26 protein-coding genes and 2 pseudogenes are annotated in these 25576 nt (G+C 65.6%); 11 read left to right on the forward strand and 17 right to left on the reverse strand.

From position 1 onward, the window contains the following. Positions 1 to 10: 10 nt before the first annotated feature. From GLO27_RS16850 to GLO27_RS16895, 10 genes and pseudogenes are all read right to left on the reverse strand, one after another. Complete coding sequence (locus GLO27_RS16850) at positions 11 to 322, reverse strand: DUF6112 family protein (protein WP_167255821.1); 312 nt, start codon at positions 320 to 322, stop codon at positions 11 to 13. Positions 323 to 435: 113 nt separating this feature from the next. Beyond that, on the reverse strand, positions 436 to 702 hold the full coding sequence (locus tag GLO27_RS16855; RefSeq protein ID WP_167255822.1) for a DUF6112 family protein: 267 nt from the start codon (positions 700 to 702) through the stop codon (positions 436 to 438). Positions 703 to 731: 29 nt separating this feature from the next. Beyond that, positions 732 to 1883, reverse strand: a pseudogene (locus tag GLO27_RS16860) (M23 family metallopeptidase); the annotation flags it as partial. Between the two features lie 12 nt (positions 1884 to 1895). Then, entirely contained in the window at positions 1896 to 2579 is a 684-nt protein-coding gene (locus GLO27_RS16865; protein WP_167255826.1) for a hypothetical protein, read from the reverse strand. Between the two features lie 30 nt (positions 2580 to 2609). Beyond that, positions 2610 to 3617, reverse strand: coding sequence for a ParB N-terminal domain-containing protein (locus tag GLO27_RS16870; protein ID WP_167255828.1), 1008 nt, complete (start codon positions 3615 to 3617; stop codon positions 2610 to 2612). Then, on the reverse strand, positions 3614 to 4471 hold the full coding sequence (locus tag GLO27_RS16875) for a hypothetical protein (protein ID WP_167255830.1): 858 nt from the start codon (positions 4469 to 4471) through the stop codon (positions 3614 to 3616). Before GLO27_RS16875 ends, GLO27_RS16870 begins: the two co-directional genes overlap by 4 nt. Before the next feature lie 96 nt (positions 4472 to 4567). Next, complete coding sequence (locus tag GLO27_RS16880; RefSeq protein ID WP_167255832.1) at positions 4568 to 4936, reverse strand: hypothetical protein; 369 nt, start codon at positions 4934 to 4936, stop codon at positions 4568 to 4570. Further along, entirely contained in the window at positions 4933 to 5499 is a 567-nt protein-coding gene (locus tag GLO27_RS16885; protein ID WP_243844849.1) for a helix-turn-helix domain-containing protein, read from the reverse strand. The genes GLO27_RS16880 and GLO27_RS16885 overlap by 4 nt, the downstream gene beginning before the upstream one ends. Before the next feature lie 29 nt (positions 5500 to 5528). Then, complete coding sequence (locus GLO27_RS16890) at positions 5529 to 6482, reverse strand: bifunctional DNA primase/polymerase (RefSeq protein ID WP_167255836.1); 954 nt, start codon at positions 6480 to 6482, stop codon at positions 5529 to 5531. After that, entirely contained in the window at positions 6479 to 7564 is a 1086-nt protein-coding gene (locus tag GLO27_RS16895) for an ArdC-like ssDNA-binding domain-containing protein (protein WP_167255838.1), read from the reverse strand. The genes GLO27_RS16890 and GLO27_RS16895 overlap by 4 nt, the downstream gene beginning before the upstream one ends. 337 nt (positions 7565 to 7901) lie before the next feature. Here GLO27_RS16895 and GLO27_RS16900 point away from each other — a divergent pair, with 337 nt between their 5' ends. The 5 genes from GLO27_RS16900 (at position 7902) to mobF (ending at position 14773) form a co-directional block, all read left to right on the forward strand. Next, positions 7902 to 8333: a hypothetical protein gene (locus GLO27_RS16900; RefSeq protein ID WP_167255840.1), complete on the forward strand. Its 432-nt coding sequence runs from the start codon at positions 7902 to 7904 to the stop codon at positions 8331 to 8333. A 59-nt stretch (positions 8334 to 8392) separates the two neighbouring features. Then, positions 8393 to 8857, forward strand: a complete 465-nt coding sequence (locus GLO27_RS16905) for a hypothetical protein (protein WP_167255842.1) — start codon at positions 8393 to 8395, stop codon at positions 8855 to 8857. Further along, a complete protein-coding gene (locus GLO27_RS16910) occupies positions 8854 to 9879 on the forward strand; it encodes a DUF6545 domain-containing protein (RefSeq protein ID WP_208323811.1) in 1026 nt (341 codons plus the stop codon). The genes GLO27_RS16905 and GLO27_RS16910 overlap by 4 nt, the downstream gene beginning before the upstream one ends. A 122-nt stretch (positions 9880 to 10001) precedes the next feature. Next, positions 10002 to 11018, forward strand: coding sequence for an alpha/beta fold hydrolase (locus GLO27_RS16915; RefSeq protein ID WP_243844850.1), 1017 nt, complete (start codon positions 10002 to 10004; stop codon positions 11016 to 11018). Between the two features lie 197 nt (positions 11019 to 11215). Next, entirely contained in the window at positions 11216 to 14773 is a 3558-nt protein-coding gene (gene mobF, locus GLO27_RS16920; RefSeq protein WP_167255844.1) for a MobF family relaxase, read from the forward strand. 579 nt (positions 14774 to 15352) lie between these two features. Here the strand turns inward: mobF and GLO27_RS16925 are convergent. Genes GLO27_RS16925 through GLO27_RS16935 form a run of 3 tightly spaced genes read right to left on the reverse strand, consistent with a single transcriptional unit; the run spans position 15353 to position 17560 of the window. After that, complete coding sequence (locus GLO27_RS16925; RefSeq protein ID WP_167255846.1) at positions 15353 to 15772, reverse strand: DUF2269 family protein; 420 nt, start codon at positions 15770 to 15772, stop codon at positions 15353 to 15355. Positions 15773 to 15800: 28 nt separating this feature from the next. Next, positions 15801 to 16493, reverse strand: coding sequence for an ABC transporter ATP-binding protein (locus GLO27_RS16930; protein ID WP_167255848.1), 693 nt, complete (start codon positions 16491 to 16493; stop codon positions 15801 to 15803). Beyond that, positions 16490 to 17560 (reverse strand): FtsX-like permease family protein, encoded by a 1071-nt coding sequence (locus tag GLO27_RS16935; protein ID WP_167255850.1) that lies wholly within the window; start codon positions 17558 to 17560, stop codon positions 16490 to 16492. Before GLO27_RS16935 ends, GLO27_RS16930 begins: the two co-directional genes overlap by 4 nt. 162 nt (positions 17561 to 17722) lie before the next feature. On the opposite strand from GLO27_RS16935, the gene GLO27_RS16940 reads away from it, so the two are divergent. After that, the gene (locus GLO27_RS16940; RefSeq protein ID WP_167255852.1) at positions 17723 to 18907 is read left to right on the forward strand and encodes a sensor histidine kinase; all 1185 of its coding nucleotides are present in this window, start codon (positions 17723 to 17725) and stop codon (positions 18905 to 18907) included. Then, complete coding sequence (locus tag GLO27_RS16945; RefSeq protein ID WP_167255854.1) at positions 18904 to 19530, forward strand: response regulator transcription factor; 627 nt, start codon at positions 18904 to 18906, stop codon at positions 19528 to 19530. Before GLO27_RS16940 ends, GLO27_RS16945 begins: the two co-directional genes overlap by 4 nt. Before the next feature lie 58 nt (positions 19531 to 19588). Here the strand turns inward: GLO27_RS16945 and GLO27_RS16950 are convergent, their stop codons facing one another. Beyond that, the gene (locus GLO27_RS16950; RefSeq protein ID WP_167255856.1) at positions 19589 to 20146 is read right to left on the reverse strand and encodes a hypothetical protein; all 558 of its coding nucleotides are present in this window, start codon (positions 20144 to 20146) and stop codon (positions 19589 to 19591) included. 86 nt (positions 20147 to 20232) lie between these two features. Further along, positions 20233 to 20387 (reverse strand): annotated as a pseudogene (locus tag GLO27_RS16955) (transposase); the annotation flags it as partial. A 7-nt stretch (positions 20388 to 20394) separates the two neighbouring features. On the opposite strand from GLO27_RS16955, the gene GLO27_RS16960 reads away from it, so the two are divergent. Then, positions 20395 to 21090, forward strand: coding sequence for an SDR family oxidoreductase (locus tag GLO27_RS16960; RefSeq protein WP_292777791.1), 696 nt, complete (start codon positions 20395 to 20397; stop codon positions 21088 to 21090). 85 nt (positions 21091 to 21175) lie between these two features. Here the strand turns inward: GLO27_RS16960 and GLO27_RS16965 are convergent, their stop codons facing one another. Both GLO27_RS16965 and GLO27_RS16970 read right to left on the reverse strand, forming a co-directional pair. Further along, positions 21176 to 21934: a glucose 1-dehydrogenase gene (locus tag GLO27_RS16965; RefSeq protein WP_167255860.1), complete on the reverse strand. Its 759-nt coding sequence runs from the start codon at positions 21932 to 21934 to the stop codon at positions 21176 to 21178. 762 nt (positions 21935 to 22696) lie between these two features. Further along, entirely contained in the window at positions 22697 to 23020 is a 324-nt protein-coding gene (locus tag GLO27_RS16970) for a hypothetical protein (protein ID WP_108320579.1), read from the reverse strand. 418 nt (positions 23021 to 23438) lie between these two features. On the opposite strand from GLO27_RS16970, the gene GLO27_RS16975 reads away from it, so the two are divergent. The 3 genes from GLO27_RS16975 to GLO27_RS16985 are packed head-to-tail and all read left to right on the forward strand — an operon-like array spanning position 23439 to position 25475. Then, positions 23439 to 24605 carry a glutathione-independent formaldehyde dehydrogenase gene (locus tag GLO27_RS16975; RefSeq protein ID WP_167255862.1) on the forward strand — a complete coding sequence of 389 codons (1167 nt, stop codon included), beginning with the start codon at positions 23439 to 23441 and terminating at the stop codon, positions 24603 to 24605. 1 nt (position 24606) lies between these two features. Further along, on the forward strand, positions 24607 to 25176 hold the full coding sequence (locus GLO27_RS16980; protein WP_167255864.1) for a type 1 glutamine amidotransferase domain-containing protein: 570 nt from the start codon (positions 24607 to 24609) through the stop codon (positions 25174 to 25176). After that, on the forward strand, positions 25173 to 25475 hold the full coding sequence (locus GLO27_RS16985; RefSeq protein ID WP_167255866.1) for an antibiotic biosynthesis monooxygenase: 303 nt from the start codon (positions 25173 to 25175) through the stop codon (positions 25473 to 25475). Before GLO27_RS16980 ends, GLO27_RS16985 begins: the two co-directional genes overlap by 4 nt. The last annotated feature ends 101 nt before the right edge of the window (positions 25476 to 25576 follow it).

Raw genomic sequence — 25576 nt, forward strand, 5'->3', positions numbered from 1 at the left:
CCGAGTGGCCTCAGACCTGCTGTCCGACGTTCCAGAAGAAGTTGATCAAAGTCACGGACGCGCCACAGATGACCGCAGCACCACAGGAGATGAGCACGCCGAGCTTGCCTCGTGAGGCGAGGTGCGGGTTCGACGAGTTCGACCCGAATCCCCAGACGATCGCGGCCACGATCAGCGCGAGCACGGACAGGACGAGCCCGACCGTCATCACGGCGCCGACGATCGTTCGTAGCTGCGCGATCCCGGGTAGACCGGAGTCGTTCGGAGTGATGTCGATGTCCATCGGCAGGGCGGTGGCGACGGTCGCGATGAGTTCGAACACGGTGGCTCCTCGGCATGAACACCGCCACGGGCGGTAGGCGAAAGATGGTCGAGAGCCAGGTGCGCAGCTCCTCACCACCAGTCGCATGCCGAGTCGCACGCGGGGCGATGAGGTCAGAGCTGTTCGCCGACGCTGATGAGCCAGTTCACCCAGGACACGCCCCCGCCAGCGAGCACCGCTGCACCAAGCGCGACGAAGACCCCGGCGCGCGCTTTCGCCGCAAGCGCGGGGTTGCCGGTGGACGTAACGATCGCCCAGACGATCGCGGAGATGATGATCGTGAGCACCGCGACGATCAGGATGATCGTGAGCGCAGCACCGATGGCGACTTTGAGGTCACCGATACCGCCGAGACCACTGAAGTCGGGGAACACGTTCATCACTGACCCCCTCCCATCGCCGAGCACCCGGCGCCCGCGGCGGGCTCTGGGAGATCTGCAGCGCCGTGGTCATTGAGCCACTTTGCGGCGTCGACAGCTTCGGCGTTCGTGCCACCTGGACGGACTTCGAAGTGCAGGTGCGCGCCGGTCGAGCGCCCGGAGGAGCCGACGTCGCCGATGTGTTGACCCGCAATGACCTGCTCGCCGACGATGGCGTGGATGCCGTTCTGCCACATGTGCGCGTACGCGGTCGCGACGGTGGCGCCGTCGATGCGGTGCTCGATCACAATGAGCCCGCCGTACCTGCCAGAGAGCTGGGCGACTGTGACGACTCCGTCCGCGGCCGCGAGGATCGGCGTTCCATCTGGCGCAGCGAGGTCGGTGCCGGAGTGGAAGGCGCCCTCTCCGGTAAACGGGTCGACTCGCGGGCCGAAGTTGCCCGTGAGTACCCAGGTGCCCTCCGGCAATGGAAACACGACGCGGGCCGACTCCGCAACGCTCTCGGTCGGCGCAGGAATGCTCCCGGCAAGTTGCGAGGTGGCGCTAGTGAGAGTGGTGAGGATCTTTTCGGCGACCGGCTCGTAGTTGTTGTACCGGTCGGGGTATCCGGATACTTCAACCGCTTGCGCGGCTTCGCCCTTGCTCAAGCTCTGCCAGTCGGGGATATCGAGCAGGCCACGCGGCGAGGGATAGTTCGGTCCCGTCGATCCGCCGAAGAACGCCTCAGCCTGATATTCCGGATCCATCAACTCGGCGACCGATCCCCATCCGGATTGCGGGCGCATTTGGAACAGACCGAGCGAATCGTGATCGGATCCGTTTCCATCGTTCGGATAGTCACCGGACTCCGGGTAGGTGCTCGTGTTCGCGAGCTGCCGCAGCGTTGACTCGGTGAGCGCAGCCATGAGCGCGATCTGGACGCCATCGCGGGTGACGCTATCGATCCGCGACCCAACAGAGATGATCGTGGCCGCGTGAGTGAGCTGCTGCCGATTGAGTGTGAAAGTATCTCCGTTCGCCGTCGTCACCACAAGCGAATCCGGAATGGGGCCGACGGTGAGACCCGTCGAGGCGAGGCAAGCAATGACGGCGGGGTTTGCAACCAGACCGACCGCGACCAGTCCTAGCGTCGGCGCGAGGATCACAAGCCCGATGAGTGTGATCGCGAGCTTCTTCAGCATGAGTCGGCCGTCCTATCGGAGCGGATTGTTCAGCTCGGACAGCCGCAGAACGTAGCAACTGTCACCGGGCGGGCAAGCGATGAACACCGTGAGCGCCACCTCTTGCTGAGCAGCGATCGAATCGCCGTTCCACGTGCCAGCGCGGTGACGGATGCCCTCGATCGTGTACGCGGTCGCGCCTTCGGGGAGTTGTCCGGGCCGTGCCTGCGAGAGCGCCTCGGACCAGGCATCCGGCACGTACATTGACGTGACCTCCAGACGTTGCGTCGTCGCGTACTGACCCAGCTGCACCCACGCGTTCTGCGTCGGCAGGTAGGTGGCGATGTCGGCCGCGAGCCCTGGCTGTTCGGCAGGGGTGGGATCGGCGACGTCGAGGATGACGTCGGTGTAGTCGAGCGGAACGAAACCGACGCCGGTGTCCCACGTGAACAGCGCCGTCGCGACGCTGCCCGCGAACGTCTCTGCATCTCGAGTGGGCAGGATCGTCGGAAGTCGCGGTGCCGTCGTGGCAGGTCGACGAGAATGCTCGGTGGTCGGCGCGGCGCTCGACGAGGTCGGCTCCGGCGAGTCCTCCGGCTCGGGTGATCCGGAGATGAGTCCGTAGGTGCCGACAGCGACGACGAGGACGGCCATCACCGCGACGGCGATCAGTGCGACCAAGGTGCGGCGCGAACGGCGAGCTATCTGGTGCTTCATGCCGGGCAGGTGCGCAGCCCTGACCCCTGCTCAGATCGCGCGAAGGCTCCGCGCTGTCGTCTCGGTGTCTGAGTCGGCGTCGTTTCGAAATGCTCGGAGCTGCTTAGCGACGTCGACCGTGGCATCAACGACGTGGAGGAAGAGGTCGACCTCGGCGTCGCTGAGCTGATGAGCCAGGTCGTCGACGGTGAAGTGCCGCCACCAGCCGTCGAGCTCAGTCCACGTCACGACGAACGCGCGCACGGGCCACGGGTCATCGCCGTCCGTACGGGCAGCAGGGCTTGGCGACGGGCGTCGCTTGGGCATCCGCTTGCCTTTGATGCGAGCCAGGGCTTCCTTAGCGAGTTTCGCCACGTTATCCCCACTCCCGCCGGGCTGCGCCGCAGCGACGAGTTGGCGTGCCCGTTCGTAGCTCGGGTGCACGGCTGACCCGGATCCGATGAGCTCCAGCTCGGCTGCGACGCCCTCGCGCACGGACTCGGGCTGGGTCTCATCGTCGACGAGGTGCTGCAGGTAGTTGATCTTCTCGAGCGTGGTGTGGGAGGGGCCATCTGGGATCATCGCAGCGGCCTGCTCGCGTGTGTCGCCCACAGCCTCTGACGGTGCCGCAAGATTGGCGGCACCGTGATCTCCGGGCTGGTTCACCCTGCTGAAGCGCGACGCTTCCTGGCGGCGAGCGGCATCCTCTGCCATCAGCGTCTTGATCTCTCGGTACAGAGTCGCGTTCTCCAGTTGAGTGAGCGGCTTGTGGAGCACATTGTCGTCTTGCTCAGCAAGCAGGTACCCAAGGTCTCCCGAGATGCCCGAACGCACCCACACTTTGACGTGCAGCCACCCGAGTTGCTTGATCGCGGCCAGTCGCCGTGCACCGCAGACGAGGATCCCTTCTGGCGTGACGGTTATCGGTTGCAGCAGGCCTTCCCGCTCGATTGACGCGGCAAGCGAGGCGAGGTCGCCGAGCTCCGTTCGGTGGCGTAGCCCGACCCGAATCGAGTCGACCGACCGTTCCAGTTCGATGTGCCCGTTGTCGGTGCTCATCGCCTGCCCCCGTGCGTGGGCGTGGACATCGCGATCGTCATCACCAGGTCGTCATCACTGAGCAACGCGGGCAGCGTGTCGCCGACGAGCAGACGGAACAGGATGCCGCGACCGGCGCTGGTTGACCGGTATGCAGGATGTGGATGCCCGAGCAGCACACGCAGCAGTGCCGACCACGAGTCGGCAGGCAGATCGAGCAGCGCTCGGGCGTGCTTGTCGCGGCGGAGCAGCTCGCAGGCGCTCTGTCGAGACCCGGCCCGTGCGACCGCGGCGCAGACGTACTCGATCGCTGCGCGCGCAGTGCTCTCCGGCCATCCCAAGGTCGTGAAGAGGACGATCGACAGTTCGACCGCACGGTGGGCAGTGTCGACGTCCTCGGGTGCATAGTAGGCGTCGTCGTCTTGAGCACTCGGATAGTCGTCTTGGACGTGGAACGCCGGATGGTAATCGGCCAGCGGAGTCTCCCGATCGGCAAACCGTTCCGGATCATGGAAAGCGGAGACATGAGGTCGGCGAGCTTGGTGAGTCGCACACAACAAGCCTTGCCCGCGCTCCTCGGCGATGCAGGTGATCTGAACACCGCGAGTGACGACGGCCCACGGATCGTCTGCTTCTCGTGCGGAGCGGGTTCGCATGACGTCGAATGCTGCCGACGCTGCCTCCCAGGGGTCGAGGCCGTGCTTACGTGCCAAGGCGCCGTACTTCTCGGCCGAGAACACGGCGAGATCAGCGGCAACGCGGTCGTGCGCCCAGGCGCGGGCACCCGCGTGATGCAGGCGATTGAGCAGGGCGCGCAGCCCTTCGCTCGTTCTGTAATCCTCGCGCGATTGCAGCGGTGAACTGTGATGGGTCATGGCGAAGACACCTCCTGACATGCAGGTGCGCGCCCGCTCCCCAACGGGGGTCCTGGATGCCGGTGGGTTCCCATCAGGTTGTCTCGAGTGTGTGGTTCAGGCGGCGCCGACCACGCCGCGCTCTGTCCCGCGTCGAGAGGAGCCGTGTCCGAACGCGGAGACGGGTGGGAGTCGTCGGGCTCGCTCCGCGATGCCGCGGATGCTGGTCGTCGCGGCATCGCGAGTGCGTCGATGAAGCTCGGCTTGGAAGTTGATCCCCGCTCCGGCCACACGGGAACCGCTGCGCGCCATCAGATCCGTTGGGCGCACCCACTCGACGCCACGGCCGGGGTGCGACGCCGGGTTCACCACCGCCCACCGACGGCGACTGCGCACGCTTGTCGCTTCGACGGCCTCGGGGGCTGTCGCGAGTCCGTCGTCTTCTCGATCAACGTTGCGCGGCGTTTCATTCTCGATTTCGCTCATGCCGATGCCTCCTCGGATGTGGCGGATGCGGCGTCCGTCCGTTCCTGCTCGATAGGTGCGCTGGCGAACCAGCGGCCCACCGTCGACGGGTGAACGTCAAGCTCGCGGGCGATCCGCTTGTTCGACCATCCCTCCGCCCGAAATGCCGTTGCGCGCTCCTGCGGCGAGACCGACTCGCTCGGAACTACGGTTTCTGGCGCGCGGATCAAAAGCACCGTCAGATGAGTGATCGCAAGCAAGACCACCGGTGGCACGGCCGCGACGGCCGCGGCGAGGAAGCCGGGCATGTCTGAATCGGCGGCGACGACGGCATGAAGCGAGTTTGCGGTCACTGATACTGCCGCAGCGCCCGCGAGGAGCGTCCATGGATACCAGGCGGCTCGTGAATCGGCGAGGGCGACGACGGCGACAGTCGAGACGACGATGACCCCGTCGACGATGAGCGGCCATGCCCACGCCTGCCCGTCGCCGATTCCTGAGCGCGCAGCAAGGTCCACGAGCGAGGTGAATGACAGCCAGAACGCTCCGGCGGCGATGAACACCGTGCCCGCGACGGCTGTCATGACAGCCACTCGTCGCCCCCTGATGTTCCTCATGCCAGTGCCCGTGGCTCTATGCCGCTTGATGGCCTGTGAGGTGGCGCCGACGACGCAGGAGCTAACGGCCTGGCCGGTGCGCCCTGAACACTTCGGTAGGCAGAGCGGACGGTCGTCGTCACCTCGCGCTCAGTGAGCCCGGCCTGCGCACCGGCCGCCGTGAGTGCATCGAGCGCTTCGAACGGAGAGACACTATGCTCCGCCATCCGGCAAGCCGCCCAGAAGACCCCGTGGTTACGTTCGCCTTCCTGCCTCCGAGCGACCCACTCGGCGAGACGCTGCACATCGCCCGATCGGATCGCCGAATCGCCACCGCGGGCCTGATCGCCACCGCGGGCCTGATCGCCACCGCGGGCCTGATCGGCCCTACGGGGAGGATCGAGGAAGTCGCGAAGTCGCTCCGCGTTGAACCCATGCACGCTTTCACTGGCGAGCCGAAGGACCTCATACCGCCGCGGACGCCCGTCGATCACTCGACTTGACGGCGGAACGATGATGTAACCGCCGTCGCCGCGGAAGTCGATGCCCGCTCGTGCGCACTGCCAGGACCGCTCCTCCGACCCGCTCGCCGCGGGGTAGTACAGATGCAGACCGTCCGACGGGGTTCTCACTGCAGCAGTCCAGCCATCCACGAGACCTTCAGCCCGCGCGCGATCCAGCGTCTCGTAACCATCGACGAAGCCGTGCACATCAACGTCAACGACGACGAGGCCCGATGCGGCGCCGGTCGGGATGCCGATGTTCGCGCTGGGTATCGCCGTCCACCATCGACGCACGAGCACGTGGTTGGTGCTGGCGGCGTGAAATCCTCCAGCCACCGCGGGGCGCTTCCCGCCCGCCGCGCACGGGAACACGGGGATGCCGTGAGCTGCGTAAGCGAGCGCGCTCTCAGCGGTCGAGAGCCCACGGCCCGAGCCGTCGAGTGTCCGTATGAACGCGGCGGTGTTCATCGCAGCGTCCGCGATTCGGTCAGAGCCGCACGCTCTGCGTTCGTTGAGGTCGCCAGTGCACGACTCGCGCGGTTCGAGGTGGGCACAACGATCCGCGTCGACGATCGTTCAAGTCCTGGCGGGGTACCGTCGCCGAGCATCTCGGTGTCGAGCTGGTCCAGAATCTTCATCGCAGCGGCGCGGACCCGTTCACCTGTAGCGCGCACGATCTCGGCTGGCTCCTGCCCATCGACCTGCGCAGCCCAGGTCGACACGTACGGAATCGTGTAGCCGCTGGTGTCCATGCCGTGGGCGGCACCGATCATGAGCGCGACCGACTCGGCCTCCACCTCGCCGATACCACGATGCTGTCTCGCCACATCCTGATCAGGGCCGTGCATGAGCACATGAGCGAGTTCATGAGCGAGAGTCTTCACGCGGGCCGCGGGATCCATGTTTTCTCGGACGGTCACGGTCTTCTGGGTATAGTCGGTGACGCCATTCGCGCCGTAGATCATGCCCTCGTGCGCGACGCCGAGAACGGTGAAACCGGCCGCTTCGATCTGCCGTGCGATGCCATTCCACAGCCCCGACGGAGCCTCGTCTTTCAGCAGAGCCGGCGCCGGTGTGGTCGGAAGCGCGTCGCCGGAAGTCTGGGAGGCATCCCACACGTACGCGGGGCGAACACCGATCATCTTCGAGCGCACAATCTCACCGGGACGGGGTTTCTCGAAGCGATTGAGTCGTCGCCACGATGCCGGATCGGATGGATTGGGTGACGCGAAACGCCCTGTGACGGGGGCGAGGATCTGATAGCCGGGCTGGCCCTTCTCCACCTGGCGCCCCAGATGCTGCCACTGCTTGTACCCGGCGACGTACGACGGCGTCGGCTCCGCTACGAGTCCTGCTTCGTGCGCCAGAGAGTGCTGGATCCAGATCAGCAAGGTGTTGTTGAAAGAGCGGCTGCGGAAACGGGCCGCGAAGGTGAGCGCCTTCGCCCAGTCGTCCCCAGACACAAGTCGATCAACGGCATCCACCAGCTTCTCGTGGACCTCGTCAAGCTTGGCTTCGCGCGCTGCCCGGCGAACTTCGGTCGCGACCATCGGATGGCCTCCTCTCTGGGACGCCACGACCGGGAGAGGCGCGGCGCCACACCAGAGAGGTGGGCGCGGGCGCCCGCGAGAGAACGATGAGGGATGCGGCCGCACGGCTCGCGCACGCTCGTCGCGCACGAGCATGGAATAGGGCGCCGTCATCGTCATGGTTCTGGGCATGGTTCGCCTCCCTTTGAGCAGGAGTGCAGTCGCGCCACATCACGAGCGTTGAGCATGCTCAAACGGTCTGGGGCTTCAGTTCTAACATCGACGGTGGGCATGCGCAACTGTTGATTTGGTCATGCTCAACGGGTAGATTGAGCATGCACAAAGGAGGTCAGCCACCATGACCGAAGACGAGAGCAAGGATGCGGCAGCGGATCTCGCGAAACGCCTGCGGCTGCTGCTTGACGTCGCGATCGCCGAGTCTGGTGCTGAACCGACGTACTCCCAGATCGCCGCCTACTTGGGTGACCGCGGCACCAATCTGTCGAGATCGCGCTGGACCTACATGGTGAACGGCCACCGATACGTGCAAGATCCGGAGGTGTTCGAGGGGCTGGCTGCATTCTTTAACGTTGACGCCGAGTTCCTTTTGGGTGCGAATGGGGCCGCGGTCCCGGCAAGAGTTAGCGCGCAGCTTGACCTCGTGCGCTCCATGCGCGCTGCGAAGGTCAAGACCTACGCAGCGCGCACGCTTGGAGACATCTCGCCGAGAGCGCTCCAAGCCATTAGCAAGTTCCTTGATGAGGAAATGGCAAACACAGTCGAGCAGTGACGACGTCCCCCGAAGTGGAGTAGACGCCGGTAGATGCCCTCGAAGAGAGTGAGCACACCGTGGACCTTGATCAGGCCGTCACGACGGCCGTGACGGAACTCGCCCTGGGTAGCGTCTTCACGTTCGAGGACTTGCTGGGCGCCGTGAGGCAGCGTCGTCGACGACGCCTCCGCGTCGTCGAGCTGAGTGCGCTGGGCGACAATGATGGCGTCTGCGCAATATGGCTGACGACCGGAGCAGAGGACGTGATCCTTCATGCGCACAGCGACTCGGTCCTGCATCAACAACAGTTCGTGCTCCATGAGTTCGCTCACATACTGCTCGGACACTGCGACGGGGACGAATGTTCCGTCACGGACGCTCTCCTGCCAGACATCCCACCGCACACCAGAACGCGTCTACTCAGACGCCAGGATTTCGACACCGAGACCGAGATTGCCGCCGAGTCACTGGCAGACCGGCTCGCGGCGGGTATTCGGGGGTCTGTTTTCGCGGAGTCTCGTTATTCGGAGATCTTCGGATGATCCAGACGCTCATCGCGACGCTCTTATGGGTGCTCGTGGCGAGCCTGCTCATTTTTCGACGCCGGCGGACGGACCGCAGTATTACTTACGCTGCCCTCACGATCGCTGTCGCCATGACACTCAACGTCGACGCCGTCTACGTCGCCGTCGATGGTTTGCTGGGATCGACGAATCACGCGATGCTGCTTTCGGATGGCCTTCTGATCATCGGGCTCTTCTTCCTCGGACGAGCGGCGATGAAGGCTGGCGAGTACCGTCCGCGGCTGGTGCGCGCAGCGGTCGGTCGCCCCGCATTGTTCAACGCACTCGTCGGAACAACAATGGCGTTTTTCCTCATCGATCGCGGGGCGACGACGGTGACCTTCATGCGCGACCTCGGTGCGCAGCCGTGGGTCGCGGCGTACTCGATCATTGTGTTCACCTATTGCGGGATCATCTTGGGTGCGATGCTCACACTGGCGATGAGGCAGTTCCGCATCGGCAAAGGGGCGCAGCTGGTTCCCGCTTTGCTACTTCTCATGGGCTCGAGCTCAGGTATCGCGCTCAGTGTCGCCGTGATCACCATGGATCTGGCGCACGTCACCGGCAATCTTCAATTCATGCGCTCCGTCGGCGCCGCGTACGGGCCGCTGTCTCTCCTCGCCTTTCTTTTCCTGTGTGCGGGCTTCGCCGTGCAGCCGATGGTCCGCAACTTGCAGGAGCGGGCTCGTCGCGCGCGAACGGCCGAGATGTTGCAGCGACTCGACTCACTGTGGCATCGGGCTGTGCGAGTGCGGCCAGGTCTCAGCAAGGCGCAGTCTTCGACAGCGCAAATCGAAGACCATGAAAGCCGCCTCCACCGTGAGATCGTCGAGATCAGAGACGCGATGATCGACCCGCGTACTGCGTTCGAGGTCACTAACGCAGAAGAGACGCTACTCGAGCAGGCGGAACGCCACCTCCTCGGAAGCAGCGGCGCAGGTGCCAACGGAAAGCCCGCGGTCGTTGCGCCGCGCTCTCTTGACGAACGAGACCGAACATGAGGCGCATCGTTGCAGCGAGCGTTGTGCTCCTCTGTGCGGGTGCGATGAGCCTCGGCTGGGTCCTCGCTCGGAAGCTAACGTCGGCGGTCGGGTCTCGAACCTTCGACCTGAGACTTCGAGATATGGAGACTGACGGGGATCGGCGTTTGCTCATTCTCGACCGCACTCGCTCCACGGCCGCGCCAGGCATATTCAGCCTGTGGTTCGAAACGGGGGAGTGGGTGCAAGTCTCCGACGAGGTGATCGATCGAGGGCCTGGCCAGATCGCTCGGGTCGTGACGCATGCCGCGTCCGGTCGCCTCCCATCTCTGGGGGCATCCTTTTCGTGGAGCGGGATCTACTTCGATGGCCCCGCGGCAGCGGGCCTCAGCGTGCGGGAGGTCTTCATCACTACGCCCGCGGGTCCGGCCCCGGCATGGCTCGCCGACGGCGAGCACCGCGCGGCGACATGGGCAATTCACGTCCATGGCATGGGCGGGCGCCGACGAGGAACGCTACGCGGTGTGCAGGTGACTGCTGAGCTTGGCTGGACGTCGCTCGTCGTCAGCTTCCGCAATGACGGTGAGGGGCCGAGCGTTGAGAAGGGTCGCTCAACGCTGGGCTACTCGGAGGCCGACGATGTCGAGGCTGCTGTCGAGTATGCCGTCAAACAGGGCGCTGAGCGGATCGTTCTCTTCGGATGGTCGTTGGGCGCTGCCATTGCTCTGCGCGTTGCGGATCGGATGCGGTCTGCGGGGGTGATTGCCGCGCTGGTACTGGATTCTCCAGTGCTCAGTTGGATCGAGGTGATCGAAGCCAATTGTGTACGAAGCGGACTGCCGGCTGTGGCGGGCCGTCTCTCGTTGCCCTGGTTGACGCTTGATCCGCTCGCTCGCGTAGCCGGGCTGCCGGGGGCCATTTCGCTTCGGGAGATGGACTGGATCGAGCGAGCCCGAGATCTCACCGTGCCGACTTTGATTCTGCACGGCAACCGAGACGATTCGGTCCCCCCTGCGGTGTCCGAAGCCCTCCGCGATCGACGTCCTGGCTTCGTCGAACTAGTTGCGTTCGCGGCGGGCCATTCCATGGCATGGAATTCTGACCCTGAGCGCTGGCGTTCGAGCGTCAGCGCCTGGCTATCGACAGTGGTCGTCGATTGAAGCACGGCGATCTCTGTTGCTACTAGTTCGCACGGCATTACACGGGCAGCGCCGCACATACACGGTGATCCTGCGCGGATCTCGGGGCGCCTCGAGCTAGCGCACTGATCAGCTGCCACGCCTCTTGCAGATCGAGGGTGAGCACGCTTTCGGCGGGCTGCTGCTCACCTCGTGAGTAGGTGGAGAGGAGCGGACGTATGACGGTGTCGATGCGTGTGATGAGCGCGGGCGACGGGTACAAGTACCTGCTGCGCACCGTCGCGGCCGGCGATGGCGACAGGTCGCTCTCTACCCCGTTGACGCGCTATTACAACGCTGAGGGTACCCCGCCGGGTCGCTGGCTTGGGGCCGGGGTGGCAGTGCTCGGTGGCGGGAGGATCGGCGTGGGCGATCAGGTCTCCGAAGCTCAGCTCCAGCTCCTGGTAGGCATGGGCCGCGACCCCATCACCGGCGAACCGCTCGGGCGTGCGTACCCCGAATATCAGAGCGTGGCCGAGCGGATTGAGGCACACACCGCGGCACTCGATCCAGCCCTCGGGCCGGCATCACGCGCTGAAGCCGCCGTCGCTATCGAGGCCGAGCAGACGGAGCGAGGGACACGGCGGGCGGTGGCGGGGTTCGACTTCACGTTCTCGATCCCGAAGTCCGCCAGCGTGCTGTGGGCGGTCGCGGATGCGGGGACGCAGGCGTTGATCGCGGGCGCGCATCATGCGGCGGTTGCGGAGGTGGTTGCATTCATGGAGCGGGAGGTTGCAGCCACCCGGACCGGTGCAACCGGTCGTGACGGTGCGGTTGCTCAGGTCGACGTCCGCGGTCTGAGTGCTACGGCGTTCGATCACTACGACTCGAGGGCGGGTGATCCGCACTTGCACACGCATGTCGTTATCAGCAACAAGGTGCAGACCGTCCTCGACAACAAGTGGCGGTCGTTGGATGGGCGGCCGATCCATACCGCCGTCGTCGCCCTCTCCGAACTGCACGAGGCGGTGTTCGCTGATCACCTGACACGGATGCTCGGGGTCTCGTGGGAGGCGCGTGACAGGGGCCGCGACCGGAACCCGGCATGGGCGATCACCGCGGTGCCGGAGGTCCTGGTCAAGGAGTTCTCCACCCGTGCCCGGCACATCGACGCCGAGACGGATCGCCTCATCGGCCAGTACGTCGAGGCGCGCGGGCGGCGGCCGTCGCCGACGACGATCATGAAGCTTCGCGCCCAGGCTACGCTGTCCACCCGGCCCGAGAAGGAGGTGCGGTCGCTGGCCGACCTCACCGCATCCTGGTGGGAGCGCGCCGGGCGGGCACTCGGGTCGGAAGCGACCGCGTGGGCGCGCACCGTGACGGTGAACGAGAAGCCGCTACTGCTGCGCGCCGACGACGTACCGTTGGATGTGATCTCCTCGCTCGGGCGGGACGTGGTGACCGCGGTCGGTGAGAAGCGCTCCACCTGGCATCGCTGGAACCTCACCGCGGAGGCGGCGCGGCAGACGATGGGCTACCGGTTCGCATCGACCGAGGATCGAGAAGCCGTCGTTGGCCTGGTCGTCGATGCCGCCGAGGCCGTGTCGCTGCGCCTGACCCCGCCCGAGCTTGCGTCGAGCCCGGCTGCGTTCCGCCGGCCGGATGGCACGAGCGTGTTCCGACCGAAGCACTCCGCGCTGTTCACGTCCGAGGTACTCCTGGCGGCCGAGGACAGCCTCCTCGCGCGCGCCCGCACCATCACCGCCCCGACTGTCCCGCTGACGACCGTCGAACGGATCACGACGCGGCCCGACAGCAAGGGGCGGATACTCGGTGACGACCAGGCGTCCGCGTTGACGAAGATCGCCGTCTCCGGGCGGGTGGTCGACGTGCTGGTCGGTCCGGCGGGGGCGGGGAAGACGACGGCGATGTCGGCGTTGCGGCGGGCGTGGGAGCACGAACATGGGCGCGGCAGCGTGATCGGACTCGCACCGTCCGCGGTCGCTGCGCAGGTACTGGCCGATGACCTCGGCATCCAGACCGAGAACACGGCCAAGTGGCTCGACACCCACGACCGCACCGGCGAGACCTTCCGCAGGGGTCAGCTCGCTATCGTCGATGAGGCGTCGCTGGCGGGTACGCTCTCCCTCGACCGCATCGCAGCCCTGGCCGCGGAAGCCGGGGCAAAGGTGCTGCTAGTCGGCGATCACTCGCAACTCCAGCCCGTCGACGCAGGCGGCGCGTTCTCCCTGCTCGTTCATGATCGCGACGACGCTCCAGAGCTGGTCGACGTGCACAGATTCGTCAACCCATGGGAGAAGACCGCCTCCCTCCGTCTGCGGCACGGGCGCACCGAGGTCATTGACACCTACGCCGAGCACCGCCGCGTGATCGGCGGTGACACCGAGGAGATGATCGACGCCGCCTACGCCGCCTGGCGCGCCGACACTCTCGCCGGGCGGGCCAGCGTCCTCGTGACCGACTCCAACGAATCCGTCCAGGCCCTCAACAACAGAGCGCGCGTCGATCTGATCCTCGACGGCACAGTGAACGTACGCCGCGAGGTCGAACTACACGACGGCACCCGCGCCGCGGCCGGGGATACCGTCGTCACCCGCCGCAACGACCGCCGCCTGCGCGCCGGCCGGTCTTGGGTTCGCAACGGCGACAGGTGGGTGATCGCCGAGGTCCGCGCTGATGGCGCCCTCACCCTCGGACGGGCAGGGCGCAGGTGGGGCGGGTCGGTGGTGGTCCCGGCCGATTACGCGGCCGAACATCTCGACCTCGGCTACGCCGTCACCTCTTACCGGGCGCAGGGCATCACCGTGGACTCCTCTCACGTAGTCGCGGATGCGTCGATGACCAGGGAGACGTTCTACGTCGCCATGACCCGCGGTCGCGAGGAGAACATCGCCTACGTCGCCGTCGACAAGCCCGACCCCGCCCACGACGGCCCGCACCCCGGCGACGATACCGAAGCGACCGCCCGGTCGGTGTTGTTCGGGGTGCTGCAGCACGTCGGTGCCGAGCTCTCCGCGCACGAGACCGTCGCCGACGAGCAGGATGCCTGGGCTTCGATCGGCCAGCTCACCGCCGAGTACGAAACCCTGGCCGCCGCCGCACAGCACGACCGCTGGGCCGCACTCATCCGATCCTCGGGCCTCACCGACAACGATGCCGAGGCCGCGATCACGTCACCCGCATTCGGAGCACTGAACGCCGAGCTTCGACGGGCAGAATCAAACCAGCACGACATCGACACCCTGCTGTCACGCCTGGTCAGAGCGCGCGGGTTCGGCGACGCCGACGACATCGCCGCCGTCCTGCACGACCGCGTAACGAAAGCGACCTCCCGCCCAGCAGGCGCCGGCCGCGCTCGCAACGCCGCGCGCCTGATCGCCGGCCTCATCCCGGAAGCCACCGGCTTCATGCCGTCCGAGATGCGGCGGGCGCTGACCGAGCGGCGTGAGCTCATCGAGAACCGCGCCGATGCCCTCCTCGACACCGCCCTCACAGACAAACACGAGTGGATCACGAAGCTCGGCACGCCACCGAAGCAGCCACGAGCGGTCCGGGCATGGCGCTACAGTGCCCGCACCATCGCCGCCTACCGCGACCGCTACGGCATCACCGGATCATCACCACTCGGGGCGCCGGCCGAGTCGGAGGCGCAGAAGATTGACGTCACCCGCGCTCGTGCCGCTCTCGACCGGGCACAGAACCTCGCCCAGGACAACCAGCCTGAACAGGAACAGGCGCGCTGCACCGCAGCGCAGCGGGTCGGGCCGTCGCTGTAGTTGCTTTCTTACGACTGGTCTATTCGATCCCGAGGCTGATCGTCTGCGCGTTCGAGACGTCACCCTTGTTCACGCAGTCGTAGGCGAGGTCGTAAACATGCCCGCGCGAGCTTGGATCGGCCGCCGTCGCGTCCACGGTGCCCTCGATATAGCAGTCGGGACCCAGCGCATGACACCGTCTGCGGTGGTGTCGCTCGCGACCGCGCCAAAAAGGTAATACCGGTGTCCGGCGCGGTTTGGTTTCGGCAGTGGGCTTCGGCGGATCAGCCTTCGGCGTGTCGCACACCTGGTGGCGTTCGGCGATCGACCCACCGTAAACGATCGTTTTCGGCGCGATCAGGTCTGGTGCCCGGGAGTCATGAGCTTGGTCGTCAACCAGGTCTAGAGGCCTTCCGCTCCGCGACGCGTCCCAGAGCTCGCTCGGCGGAAGGCTCAGAACGCGGCGCGGATCTTCCCCAGCTCAGCGACACCGCGGCTCCGCGAGCAGAGTACGCCGTTAAACGCTGGCCGTCCAGATCTAGACGCGGTCCATCAACAGGCACGCAGGGGCGCCATTGGGCAAGGTTCCTGGTGCTTCGGTCAGGGTTTCCAGACCATGAGAACGACTACGACGACGAGGCAGAGTGTGGCGATGCAGGAGCTGATTGACGCTCGCGTGTACGAGGACCGTGCCGTCGCGCGGCCGGCCTGCAGCAGTGCGGGCACCGTAACGAGGAGGGTAGCCAGCAGAGCGACGACGTAGAGGACCAGTGACGCGAGCACCCAGGGTGTGGTGATGGAGAGGTCGTACTCCGGATCGGCCATACCCATGACGCCGAATCCGGTGACCACGACGATCAGCGATAGGTAGCTGAGGAGACGGATACTCTTCCCCGACTTGAGGCTTCTTTCGTTGTCTCCGTGTCGGAGCGATCGCAACGTGGCCATCGGGATGATGGCCATCGGGCCAACGACAACTACTGCTGAGGTGACGTGGAGGATGCTGAAGAGGATATCCATGGTGTTTCCTTCTTTCTGGGGTGGCGGGTTAGGCGTTGACGAGGGTGTCGACGAGTCGACCATCGACGAGGTGCACGACCCCGTGCATACGTGGCAGGTGCACGAGGTCGTGAGTGACGAGCAGGGTTGACGTGTTCAACTCGTCGGTAAGGCGAAGGATGAGGTCGATGATGCTCGCACCTCGGTCCTGATCGAGGGCGCTGGTGGGCTCATCGACGAGGAGAACACTGGGGTCGTTCATCAGGGCCCGCGCGATGTTGATGCGTTGACGCTGACCGCCGGAAAGTTGGTGTGGCCGCTTGTCGCCTTGGCTTGAGAGGCCGACCGCGTCCAGGAGGTCGTCGGCGCGAGCAGCCGTTCTGGCGCGGTTGCGACGGCTGTGGGGAGCGCCGAGCTCGTTCATGACGCTCAGCTGTTCTCGGGCGGTGAGGGAAGGGATGAGGTTCGGCTGCTGGAAGACGATTCCGATGTTGTCCCGTCGCAGGTGTGTGGCGTCGTTGAGGCTGAGTGTGGTGACGTCGACGTCGTCGATGAGGATCGTTCCGGAATCGGGGCGGATGAGGGTTGCGGCGACGGCGAGGAGGCTGGATTTGCCGGAACCACTGGGTCCGGTGATGCCGGTGACAGTTCCAGGGTGCGCAGTGAGGGAGACGTTGTCGACGGCGGTTACCCGGGCATCGCCGTCCGGGAAGGTGAGGGTGATGTTGTTCAGGCGGATCATCGGTTGCTCCCGAGGGCGGTGAGGGGGTCGGCGGAGGTGACGGATCGAAGCGCGAATGCGGCCCCGGCGAGGCCGAGGGCAATCATGATGCCCCCGGGAAGGAGGGTCGTGATTGGGCTCAGCAGGAATGGGAGCGCGGTGCCGGCGAGGGTGCCGAGCAGTGTGACGATGCCGAGACCGATTCCGATCCCGAGGAGGAGCACGATCAGTGCCTGACCGAGTGCGTCCCGGATGAGGGACCGGGTGCTGGCTCCGAGTGCTTTGAGGACGGCGACGTCGCCTTTTCGTTGCATGGTCCAGACGGTGAAGAAGGCCCCGATGACGAGACCGGAGATGCCGAACAGCATGGCGACCATGAGAAGCAGGGACCCGATCTCCGAACGGAAAGCGCTCAGCGCTGTCAACGATCCGAGGGTTGTCTCCGAGATGGTGCTGTTCGCCGTGTCGGCGGTGTCCCAGTCCGGAGTTCCTTTAACGGCGAGGACTGTGGCGTAGGCGTCGGGGGTGCCGGTGGCGACCGAGTAGGCTTGCCAGTCCTCAAGGGTCATCTGCACGACAGGAGTGTGGCTGTACCACCCGTCTCCGTCGATCGTTTCGACCGTGTAGGCGACACCGGCGATAGTGACGTCATCGCCGATGGCTACGTCGAGGGCTTCCGCGGCAGGGTCCGACAGGCTCAGCTGCCCATCAGTGGTCGGGGCAGTGGCGGCGAATCCCGGTTCGACGCCGAACACGGCGATCGCGGCGCGGGTGGTGGCCGTCTCGCCGCGGGTCTGGCTGATTCCTATAGGACGCGCCGCGGTGACATCGTTCGTCGCCGCCCAATCGGCCGCCTGCTGTTCCGTGATGGTCGAGTCGGAGAAGCTGGCTGCGCTGTCTCCCACTGTGGGGGAGGAGAACACGATGCGGTCAGCGGGAAGCGCCAGGATGGCGGAAACGTTCTGCGTGGCAAGTCCTCCCGTCAGCCCGCTGAGGAATCCCACGAGAACGGTGATAAGAGCGACGACGGAGCCGATGAGGATGAACCGGCCGCGGGCAAAGCGGAGATCGCGTAGAGCGACGAACATGGGGCTGCCTTTCCTGTCACCGGACGGCGACTACTCCACTCTCGCCTTCCGCACACGGCGGGTCATCGGCCGCCCGAACAGCGTTTCGCGACTGGAATGCGGAGCCGCCAATCGTCCTTTCGGACGATGCTCACACTGCGCGAGCGGCGTAGAGTTCCACCCATGGTGCACACCGCGTTGACCCCCGTTTTCGTGGGTCTGCGGACCGGGCTGCACGTTCTCTTCTTTGCGCTGACTGTGCTCGTGATTGCCCGTGCCGTGTTGGACCCCACCCATTCCAGCGTCCTCGTGATCGTGTTGGCTTTGATCGTCGGTGCGACGTACGCGTTGGGCACATTCCTCCCCAGAGGCACCCAGGCGAGGGGCCTGCTGCCGCTGGGATGGTTGGCGCTTCTCACTGCCGAATGGCTGGGGTTGCTGTGGTTGATCGCGGATGCCGCGTACCTGGTCTTCCCGCTGTTTTTCCTCTTCCTTCACCTCTTGGGACGATGGTGGGGGTCAGCCGCGATTCTGGTCTCGACGATCCTCGCGATCTGCGCGTTGGGCATCCATAGCGGTTGGAGCGTGGGCGGCGTGGTCGGTCCATTCGTCGGCGCCGGTGTCGCTCTACTGATCGGGTTGGGCTATCAAGCGCTCGCGCGGGAGGCCCTCCAGCGGGAAGCACTAGTCCAAGAGCTGCTCGCCACTCGGGGACAGCTCGCCGCGACCGAACATGAATCAGGGGTTCTCGCAGAACGTGCCCGGCTCGCCCGCGAAATCCACGACACTCTTGCGCAAGGACTCTCCAGCATCCAGATGCTCCTGCACGCTACGGAACGTGCCGACCCGGGACGCCCCGGAATCGAACACATTCGCCTCGCCCGCGAAACAGCCGCGGCAAACCTCGCCGAAGCACGACGATTCATCCGCGAGCTCACCCCGCCACAGCTCGACGACCAAACCCTCGGTGGGGCGCTTCGCCGGCTCGCGCGCACCCAATGGGCGAACCAAGGACTCGACGTGCAGGTGCGTGTCTCCGATACCGTCACCCTTCCCATGCACCTGCAAACCGCTCTGCTACGAATCACGCAAGGAGCTATCGCCAACGTCATCCAGCACGCCCATGCGACGACCGCGATTGTCACCATCGCGATCGAGAACGACCAACTTCACTTCACGGTCACGGACAACGGAACCGGGTTCGACGTTCATCTCCCCGAGAGGGGGAGCGTCGAGAAGACGGATTCGTTCGGGTTGCAGGCCACCGCAGAGCGGGTCGAACAGCTTGGTGGGACGCTCACCATCAACGCCGCCCCGGGACAGGGGACAACCCTGGCGGTAGACCTCTCTCTGACGGAGTTCGCATGATCCGGCTTGTCATCGCCGACGATCACCCCATCGTCCGTGCCGGCCTGAACGCCCTTTTCAGCCTCGAACCGGACTTCGACGTCGTCGCCGAAGCGGCCACACCAGATGACGCCGTCATGCTGGCGGAACGCGAGAACCCAGACGTTGTTCTGATGGACCTGCAGTTCGGTTCCCAACAATCGGACACGGGTGCGGACGCAACCCGACGTATTCGAGCACTCGACGCGCCCCCTTATGTGCTCGTCCTGACGAACTATGACTCGGATGCAGACATCCTCAGCGCCGTGGAAGCCGGAGCCAGCGGCTACCTCCTGAAAGACGCTCCACCCCACGAACTGACCGCGGCCGTCCGCGCGGCCGCCGCCGGCGAAAGCGCCCTCGCACCCGTCATCGCCTCGCGACTCCTCAGCCGCATGCGCGCGCCCCAGGTCGCTCTCAGCAGCCGGGAAATCGAAGTACTTGAACTTGTCGCCTCAGGCCGATCGAACACCGAGGTCGCAGATGAACTCTTTGTCAGCGAAACGACCGTCAAGTCCCATCTCGCCCACATCTTCTCCAAGCTCGATGTCAGCTCCCGCACTGCAGCAGTCTCCGCCGCACGCCAGAAAGGGATCCTGCGGTAACGGTCGGCGCCCTCGTCGACGAGTAGCGATACGCGTTGAGCCCCGCAGTAGCGTCCGGCTATCCGAGCGCCAGCCAGCGAGCCGCAGCCCCCTTGAGGGCACTACCCGACGCTCGAACCGTGCGCTCGGACGTGACCTCGGAACCAGCCTGCCGTTCGTCTTTACCGGCGCTCGTGTTGCTCAGGTGATCCGGCAGCTCCGTGGTGAGGATGAGGACAACGTCGATGAGCTTCCAATCCAGCTCTTCACATCGCTGCTGCGCCGCGCGCAGATCCACCAACCTGGGCATCGCGGCGTCGACGGGGACAATGAATGCCTCCAGGTGGAAGAACTGGCCCTGGTCCCGCACGCGCACGGCCACCTCGCGAACCCACGGCAGTGTCTCGAGATACTCGAGAACAGCGTCGGACGCGGGATGTGGTTTGTGATCATCGAACGTGGTGGCGCGGGTGTCCATGAGGTCGGTGATCGCAGCGCGGGTGTTGCGCAGTCCGTCCCAGAGGATACTGCCGGCGATGAACGTCGCTGCGGCAGAGTCGGCCCACCAGTACCCCAAGCCGATGCCTCCGACGCCGACGATGGAGCCCGCCGCGGTCATCCAATCGGCTTTATTCATGAGGTCGGCTCCAACCGGAGGACCTTCGCCGCCTGCGACTCCGGTCGCCCCGTCGCCCCCGGCGGCGACGCAGCGGCAACCGTGACCCCGGAGCCGAACTTGCCGACCCACTCTTTCAGCGCACCCCGAGAGATCCCGAGATCCGATCCCCGGCGATGCCCTTGAGCGTCGAACCCGGCGTGGACTCATACAAGTCCACCGCCCGCTGCCGGAACTCGTCCGTGTAGTTCTTCCTAGCCATCCCTTGGATTCTCGCTTCCCCAGCATCGTGCTGGAATCAGCGTGTCCAAGATCAGGGGTCAAGCGCCCATGACGTCACCGGGTTCACCGTCGACCTTGGCGACCCGACCGACGCCGGGGACTGGGTGCGCAACGGCGCTGAGCAGCTCGGTGGTCTCGACGTGATGTACAACAACGCGGCGGGCTTCGGCTTCGCACCCTTCAGCCAGATGAGCTTCGACCTGTGGCGGCACGTCATTTCGGTCGAGCTCGACCTCGTCTTCCACACGACGACGGCTGCGTGGCCACTGCTCTGCGACGGCGGCGGCTCGCTCATCAACATCGGTTCGTACTCCGCGCTGCGCGGGATCGAGCCGCTCGCCCAGGTCGCGCACACCACCGCGAAGGGCGGCGTCATCGCGATGACGAAGTCGCTCGCTGCGGAGGGCGCCCGCTACGGCCTCCGCGCGAACTCGATCTCACCTGGCTTCGTCAGCACCCCGGCGACGGACAAGGCGGTGGACGCGGAGGGCAAGGCCTGGCAGGTCGGCAACGCGCTCATTCAACGCCCCGGCACGGGCGAGGACATCGTGTACATGGCGCTCTACCTGGCCTCCGACGAGTCCTCTTGGGTGACCGGACAGAACTACAGCGTCGACGGCGGCGCGACCGCCGGGTGGCGGAACGACAGCGAGACGGACCGACTGGCCGCGAAGAACGGCTGACACGCGGGTCGCGGCGCGACCGGTGACGGACGGGAGGCACGGAGCCAGCTGACACCGTGCCTACCGTCCGTCGTGGCCACCTCGTCTAAATCGCGAGGTACCCGCCGTCGACGGCGAACTGCGAGCCGGTCGCGAAGGCGGCCGCGTCGGAACCGAGCCACGCGACCATCTCGGCGACGTCGTGCGGCGTGCCGAGTCGGCCGATCGGGTGCTTCGTCAGCAGCGCGTCCTTGAAGCCGGGGTAGGTCTCCTCCAGCGCGTCTATCATTGGCGTCTGGATCACCCCGGGCAGCACTGCGTTCACGCGGATGCCTTTGTCGGAGTACTCCACCGCGGCGGCTCGGGTGAGGCCGATGACGCCGTGCTTCGACGTGACGTAGGCGGACTGGTGGGCGATGGCGGCCTGCCCGAGGGACGAGGCGGTGTTGATGATGGATCCGCCGCCCTGCGCCAGCATCTGCGGGATCTCGGCCTTCATGCTGATGAACACTCCGGTGAGGTTGACGGCGATCACCTTGTCGAACTGCTCCACCGTGACGTCGGCGAGGTCGGGGCCGGTGATCTCGATGCCGGCGTTGTTGTGCGCGATGTCGAGTCGGCCGTAGCGGTCCACCGTGGCCTGGACCAGGTGCTGCATCGACGCGAGGTCGGTCACGTCCGCCCGGACGAACGCCACGGCGTCTCCGCCGTCGACGTACTCGAGCGTCCCGTTGCCGGCATCCTCGGACAGGTCGGCGACGACGACCCGTGCGCCGTGGTCGACGAGGACCTTCGCGGTCTCGCGCCCGATCCCTCCGCCACCACCGGTGACGAGTGCGACCTTGCCATCGAGCGAGTTTGACATTGTGTGCTTCTTTCTCTCGGGGAGCGGCGTCGGTCGGCGTCGCTCGTTCAGTGCGGGAGCTGCGACGCGGTGTCGGCTGTGAGCCGGCGGACGTCGCTATCCAAGGTGGGGCGGTCGATGCCGAAGAAGGCGAATGAGATCGTACCCATGAACGCGAGCCTAGTGCCCGGTAGGCGACGAGAGGGCGGTTCACTACGGCCCGTTCCTGCCCCACGTGGGCAGCGCGACGACCTCGTTCATGAGCACGATCGAGCGCGAGCTCGAGGAATCGGGCCGATACAGGCACTGGGACGTGACGGTTGAAAGTGTGTTCATTGCAGAGGACGAATCGGACTGCGAGGTTCGCGCGACACGATAACTGGCCCGACACTGACGATGCCCCGAGCCGACCTCTCCCGGCCCGGGGCATCGCTGTGCCGGGAGAATGAACACATGCTCGGGAACTCGCACACCGCCCCCGCGATGTCGACGAGTCCACGCGCGTGGAGCTCGAGGCGCCGTCCTCCGGCGTTGCGATCGAGCAGTTGCGGTCGAGGATCCCGGCAGATGAAGTCATCCTCTTCGTGCGCCAGATCGGCTAGAACACGCGCACCAGGCCGCAATTCGGGCACCGCCAGACCCGGGGAGTCGGCGGGTTCCACGACGGTTGCAGCTGCACCAGGCAGCGCTCACAGGTAGGGAGAAGCCTGGCCATTCGTCGTCATCCATGACGCCAGGCAACCAGGATGCCGGCGGCGCCGCAGAAACCGTCCACAGGGACGTTCAGCGCCTTCCAGGAGAGGCCGGCGTGACCGCCGAGGCCCACACCCACGCCTTCATCTCCGTCTCGCCCACGCGGAACCTGATCGCGCAGGCATCCGCTGTCCACCGGCAGACCTCCGCGTCGACGAGCGCCGGCGTCGCGCCGAAGCGCACCCACGCCTTCGCAGGCTTCGGCCGCGGGTCGATCGTCACCGGTTCTACGTCTAAGCGCAGCTCGGCGCTCGAGAGCGACTGCAGGGGGCCGGCCTCCGCGGCGATCCGCTCGAGGATGCGCGTATCCATCCTGCGATCGACCGCCGACGCGTATCGCTTCGATGTACCCACTGCCGATCCTCCTTGCGGACCGCCAGGTTATCGATTTTAGAACAGATGTTCTATTTCGTGTGCTCGTCCGCCTCGTCGTCCGAGGCGTCAGCCTCGGCTTGAATCTGCTCAACCTCGGCCCGCAGCCGGCTCAGCATCTCCTTGCTGCGATCCGCGAGTGCGGCATCCCAGGCATCGACGGCGCTGGTCGGGTGTCGACTGTGGCTCTTTTGATCCGAAAAACCCCATGCCCTGAGACTGGGGGAGAGGGTTCCGCGCAGCGGGACCCGGGCACTATCCCGGCTCGATCGCTACACGTCAACTCAAGGCGAGCCCCTTGACATGTCGTTCGGCGGGGCGTTTGCTGTCTCGCGGAGGGCCAGCGTTGTCGAGGCCCTGCCAAAGAAACATCGAGCAACACAATCGGATCGGAGTGGACATGAAGGCAGTGGTGTACGAGGGACCCCGTCAGGTCAGCACGAAGGACGTCCCGGACGCGAAGATCGAGCGCCCTACCGATGTCCTGGTCAGGGTGACGACGACGAACATCTGCGGCTCGGACCTCCACATGTACGAGGGGCGGACTTCCTTCGAAGTAGGCCGGACGTTCGGTCACGAGAACATGGGGGAGGTCATCGAAGTCGGTAGTGGCGTGGAGAAGGTCAGGGTCGGAGACCGGGTTGTGCTCCCGTTCAACATCTCGTGCGGATTCTGTAAGAACTGCGAACGCGGCCTGACCAACTACTGTCTCACCACCCAGCCTGAACCATCATTCGCCGGAGCGGCCTATGGGTTCGCCGACATGGGTCCCTATGGCGGTGGCCAAGCGGAGCTTCTCCGCGTGCCTTTCGGTGACCACAACGCGCTGCGCCTGGGCGAGGATGCGGAGGAGAAGGAGAACGACTACGTCATGCTCTCTGACATCTTCCCCACCGGCTACCACGCCACCGAGATGGCCGGCGTGATCCCCGGCGACAGCGTTGTGATCGCTGGGGCGGGTCCGGTCGGATTGATGGCCGCCCTGTCCGCGATGATCAAGGGCGCAGCAAAGGTGATGGTGGTCGATCGCCACCCTGACCGGCTCGCGCTGGCCGAGCAGATCGGTGCGATTGCCATCGACGACTCCAAGGTCGACCCCGTGCAGGCTGTGCTGGACGAGACGATGGGGCTCGGAGCTGATCGTGGTTGCGAATGCGTGGGCTACCAGGCCCACGATCCGCAGGGCAACGAGGACACCGCCGCCACCTTGAACATGCTCATCAACTCGGTCCGCTTCACCGGAGGGATCGGCACCGTCGGCGTGTTCGTCCCCCAGGACCCGGGGGCCGAGGGCGAATTGGCCAAGCAGGGCAAGGCGGCCATCGACTTCGGCACACATTGGTTCAAGGGGCAGACCATGGGAAGCGGTCAGGCCCCGGTCAAGCGGTACAACCGCCGGCTACGAGACTTGATCGCGGCCGGCAAGGCGACCCCTTCCTGGATCGTCTCCCACGAGATCTCGCTGGACCAGGCTGCCGATGCCTACAAGAACTTCGACGCCAGGTCCAAGGGTTGGACCAAGGTCCTCATCAAGCCCGGCATGTCAAACGGAAAGAAGGAAAACTGAGATGGCAGCAGATCTTAAGCGCAAGAGGGTCGCGATCCTCGCCGCCGACGGGGTCGAGCGAGTGGAGCTCGAGAAGCCCCGCGATGCACTGGAACGGGCCGGTGCGAAGACCGAGGTCCTGTCGATCCATGAGGGTGAGATTCAGGCGCGTGAGAACGATTTGGATGCAGCAGGCACCTTCACCGTCGACGGGTTGGTCTCGGACGCGTCCGTGGCCCACTATGACGCCCTGCTTCTCCCCGGCGGTACGGTGAACCCCGACCAACTCCGGGTTGACCCCGACGCGGTCTCCTTCGTCCGCGAGTTCGTCGAAACTGGCAAGCCCGTTGCCGCGATCTGTCACGGGCCGTGGACGTTGATCGAGGCCGGCGTGGTCGAAGGTCGCACCTTGACGTCCTTCCCGAGCATCCGAACGGACCTGCGCAACGCCGGTGCGGACGTTGTCGACCAGGACGTCGTGGTCGACGGGAACCTGATCACCAGCCGCTCGCCCGACGACCTGCCTGCGTTCTCCGAAGCGATAGTGTCCCAACTCGCCGGTACCACGACAGAGAAAGAGGAGAAGTCATGAGTGTCACCAAGGGATTGCTGGTCAGGTTCGAGGCGTTGCCCGGGAAGGAGGACGACGTGAAGGAGTTCCTTGACAGCGGCCGTGCGCTTGTTGAGGACGAGCAGGCGACCACCGCGTGGTTCGCGATCCGTCTCGGCCCGTCCTCATTCGGGATCTTCGATGTGTTCCCCGATGACGCCGGCCGCGACGCGCACCTGTCCGGCGCAGTTGCGACCGCTCTCGGCGAGCAGACGGGCAAACTGTTCAGCGAGCCGACGATCGAGAAGCTCGACGTCCTGGGCTCCAAACTCCCCGCCTGACACCACGGACCGGGAGTACTGGCCCAGAAAGAAGGGGGTCGCTGCGCGGTGGCTTCGGGCTTGCACAGCCCGCTGACGTCGTGGCAGCGGCCCCTTTCCTT

This window comes from Microbacterium sp. Be9, from assembly GCF_011754135.1.
GTDB classification, from domain to species: Bacteria; Actinomycetota; Actinomycetes; order Actinomycetales; family Microbacteriaceae; genus Microbacterium; species Microbacterium maritypicum_A.

Coding starts and splice junctions, on each gene's coding strand:
- GLO27_RS16885 (WP_243844849.1), bottom strand. CDS start 5,499: ATGACAGCCGTCGCGGGCACGGTGTTCATCGCCGCCGGAGCGTTCTGG.
- GLO27_RS16925 (WP_167255846.1), bottom strand. CDS start 15,772: ATGGATATCCTCTTCAGCATCCTCCACGTCACCTCAGCAGTAGTTGTC.
- mobF (WP_167255844.1), top strand. CDS start 11,216: ATGACGGTGTCGATGCGTGTGATGAGCGCGGGCGACGGGTACAAGTAC.
- GLO27_RS16870 (WP_167255828.1), bottom strand. CDS start 3,617: ATGAGCACCGACAACGGGCACATCGAACTGGAACGGTCGGTCGACTCG.
- GLO27_RS16875 (WP_167255830.1), bottom strand. CDS start 4,471: ATGACCCATCACAGTTCACCGCTGCAATCGCGCGAGGATTACAGAACG.
- GLO27_RS16965 (WP_167255860.1), bottom strand. CDS start 21,934: ATGTCAAACTCGCTCGATGGCAAGGTCGCACTCGTCACCGGTGGTGGC.
- GLO27_RS16895 (WP_167255838.1), bottom strand. CDS start 7,564: ATGGTCGCGACCGAAGTTCGCCGGGCAGCGCGCGAAGCCAAGCTTGAC.
- GLO27_RS16855 (WP_167255822.1), bottom strand. CDS start 702: ATGAACGTGTTCCCCGACTTCAGTGGTCTCGGCGGTATCGGTGACCTC.
- GLO27_RS16975 (WP_167255862.1), top strand. CDS start 23,439: ATGAAGGCAGTGGTGTACGAGGGACCCCGTCAGGTCAGCACGAAGGAC.
- GLO27_RS16880 (WP_167255832.1), bottom strand. CDS start 4,936: ATGAGCGAAATCGAGAATGAAACGCCGCGCAACGTTGATCGAGAAGAC.
- GLO27_RS16980 (WP_167255864.1), top strand. CDS start 24,607: ATGGCAGCAGATCTTAAGCGCAAGAGGGTCGCGATCCTCGCCGCCGAC.
- GLO27_RS16985 (WP_167255866.1), top strand. CDS start 25,173: ATGAGTGTCACCAAGGGATTGCTGGTCAGGTTCGAGGCGTTGCCCGGG.
- GLO27_RS16940 (WP_167255852.1), top strand. CDS start 17,723: ATGGTGCACACCGCGTTGACCCCCGTTTTCGTGGGTCTGCGGACCGGG.
- GLO27_RS16900 (WP_167255840.1), top strand. CDS start 7,902: ATGACCGAAGACGAGAGCAAGGATGCGGCAGCGGATCTCGCGAAACGC.
- GLO27_RS16865 (WP_167255826.1), bottom strand. CDS start 2,579: ATGAAGCACCAGATAGCTCGCCGTTCGCGCCGCACCTTGGTCGCACTG.
- GLO27_RS16945 (WP_167255854.1), top strand. CDS start 18,904: ATGATCCGGCTTGTCATCGCCGACGATCACCCCATCGTCCGTGCCGGC.
- GLO27_RS16915 (WP_243844850.1), top strand. CDS start 10,002: ATGGAGACTGACGGGGATCGGCGTTTGCTCATTCTCGACCGCACTCGC.
- GLO27_RS16930 (WP_167255848.1), bottom strand. CDS start 16,493: ATGATCCGCCTGAACAACATCACCCTCACCTTCCCGGACGGCGATGCC.
- GLO27_RS16935 (WP_167255850.1), bottom strand. CDS start 17,560: ATGTTCGTCGCTCTACGCGATCTCCGCTTTGCCCGCGGCCGGTTCATC.
- GLO27_RS16890 (WP_167255836.1), bottom strand. CDS start 6,482: ATGAACACCGCCGCGTTCATACGGACACTCGACGGCTCGGGCCGTGGG.
- GLO27_RS16910 (WP_208323811.1), top strand. CDS start 8,854: ATGATCCAGACGCTCATCGCGACGCTCTTATGGGTGCTCGTGGCGAGC.
- GLO27_RS16950 (WP_167255856.1), bottom strand. CDS start 20,146: ATGAATAAAGCCGATTGGATGACCGCGGCGGGCTCCATCGTCGGCGTC.